Below are 1,493 nucleotides of genomic sequence, written 5' to 3'. Positions count from 1 at the left end.
TAGCGCTTGAACCCGGCTGGCCAAGCTGAAAACGAGCCTGTTGAAAAGGCAGAGCTTGCGTACGTCGAGGTGCATCATATCCAGCTAGCAGGCTGGGCCAATCGCCGGAACATTCTGACGAACATAATAATTGTCGAATTCACTGCTTTCGATGAACTGGAAGCCATGGCGGGTATAAAAGCGATTGGAAGCGCTTTCCTTGAGAGCACCCACTTTAATAGGAAGCGCAGCTGCATCCGCCTCTTTGAAAATCTGCGTGAGAACAGCAGACCCCACCCCTGATCCTTGCGCGCTCGTCCTTACATACAAGTGGTCTAGCAAGAGTTCATTGTGGTGATGTTTGACCACTACGAAACCCACCCTCTCTCCAGATACCTCGATGTAACGTGTGCAGCGAGCTTCAAAACCGCCAAGAAACCGCTCCCGCGCACGGACCGGATCAAACCGCCCAACACGCTCCAGACTTTCGCGCATGGCCTCAATTCGAATAGCTACCAGATTATCCAAGTCGCTCTGTTGAGCGGGGACCAAAGTGATGGGGGAATTTTGATTGGGTGTGACGGGCATAGGGTGTGCTCCAACTACCATCCTGGGGGCTCAGTATAGAGAGCCTGACACTGATGAAGCGACCCGCATGGTATGTTCACGGCATAAATGGAGTAATGGACCCCAGGAAGGAAATTGCAATGCCAGTCGACACCCACCCAATCCGCATTCTCTCGCAACGCCTTAGTATTGAGCCCTTCTGCGAGCAGGACGCTGCTGAGTCTTTCCCTTGTCTCACACCGTCTCTGACTCGCTACATGTCCTGGGAGCCGCCTGCCTCGCTAGAAGAGTACGCGCAAGTCTGGGAGCAGTGGCTGCCTGCGATAGCGGATGGCAGCGACATCGTGTTCACGGTCAGGGAACTGGTGAGTGCCCGTTTTACCGGCTTGGTCGGGCTGCACCATACCGGCAGTGAAACACCGGAGTTAGGTATCTGGATCCGTGAAGATAAACACGGGCTGGGCTTTGGTGGTGAAGCGGTGCGGGCGGTTGTTCAGTGGGCTAGCAAGCGGGTGGCGGCAAAGCACTTCATCTACCCTGTTGCGACGCAGAACCGTGCGAGTCGACGTATTGCCGAAGCTTTGAGGGGAGTCGTCATTGAGAGGCGAATGACGGAGAAATATGATTCGGTTGTGTACCAGATACCGGGGGTTTAACTCTGGGTAACAGGTTTGCCGATTGTTGTCCTTCACGAACGGTAGAAACCGGCCAAAAGCGGACAGTTACGCAAGGTTAGCAGCCCTTCCTTGAAGCTTGAAGGCGTCTATGAAACTAGGGGCGATTCAGTTTGCCGTTGAGGTCTTCGGACAGGTCGAGCAGCAGGGTGCTGACGCTGGTGAAGGTTTCGTAGCTGTTGGTGATGAGGGTTTCGTTGCTGGCGTTGGGGGCAACGTTGAAGAGGGCACTTGAATCTGCTTTTGACATGAGTAGACATCCTGAGTGATGCC

At 54.3% G+C, this 1,493-nt stretch carries 2 protein-coding genes and 1 pseudogene; 1 reads left to right on the top strand and 2 read right to left on the bottom strand.

Annotation, left to right across the window (positions count from 1 at the left end):
• Positions 1-84: 84 nt before the first annotated feature.
• A complete protein-coding gene (locus tag BFP96_RS28580) occupies positions 85-567 on the bottom strand; it encodes a GNAT family N-acetyltransferase (RefSeq protein WP_065936064.1) in 483 nt (160 codons plus the stop codon).
• Positions 568-686: 119 nt separating this feature from the next.
• On the opposite strand from BFP96_RS28580, the gene BFP96_RS28575 reads away from it, so the two are divergent.
• Positions 687-1,202, top strand: coding sequence for a GNAT family N-acetyltransferase (locus tag BFP96_RS28575; protein ID WP_065936065.1), 516 nt, complete (start codon positions 687-689; stop codon positions 1,200-1,202).
• 130 nt (positions 1,203-1,332) lie between these two features.
• Here the strand turns inward: BFP96_RS28575 and BFP96_RS30990 are convergent.
• Positions 1,333-1,470 (bottom strand): annotated as a pseudogene (locus BFP96_RS30990) (DUF6124 family protein); the annotation flags it as partial.
• Between the last annotated feature and the right edge of the window lie 23 nt (positions 1,471-1,493).

Origin of the sequence: Pseudomonas sp. 34 E 7 (assembly GCF_900005715.1) — a bacterium.
GTDB lineage: Bacteria > Pseudomonadota > Gammaproteobacteria > Pseudomonadales > Pseudomonadaceae > Aquipseudomonas > Aquipseudomonas orientalis_A.
The sequence above is the reverse complement of the archived record's forward strand: the minus strand, read 5'-3'. Positions and strand labels throughout refer to the sequence as shown.

Excerpts from the sequence above, each read along its gene's own strand:
- BFP96_RS28580 (WP_065936064.1), bottom strand. The coding sequence starts at position 567 with ATGCCCGTCACACCCAATCAAAATTCCCCCATCACTTTGGTCCCCGCT.
- BFP96_RS28575 (WP_065936065.1), top strand. The coding sequence starts at position 687 with ATGCCAGTCGACACCCACCCAATCCGCATTCTCTCGCAACGCCTTAGT.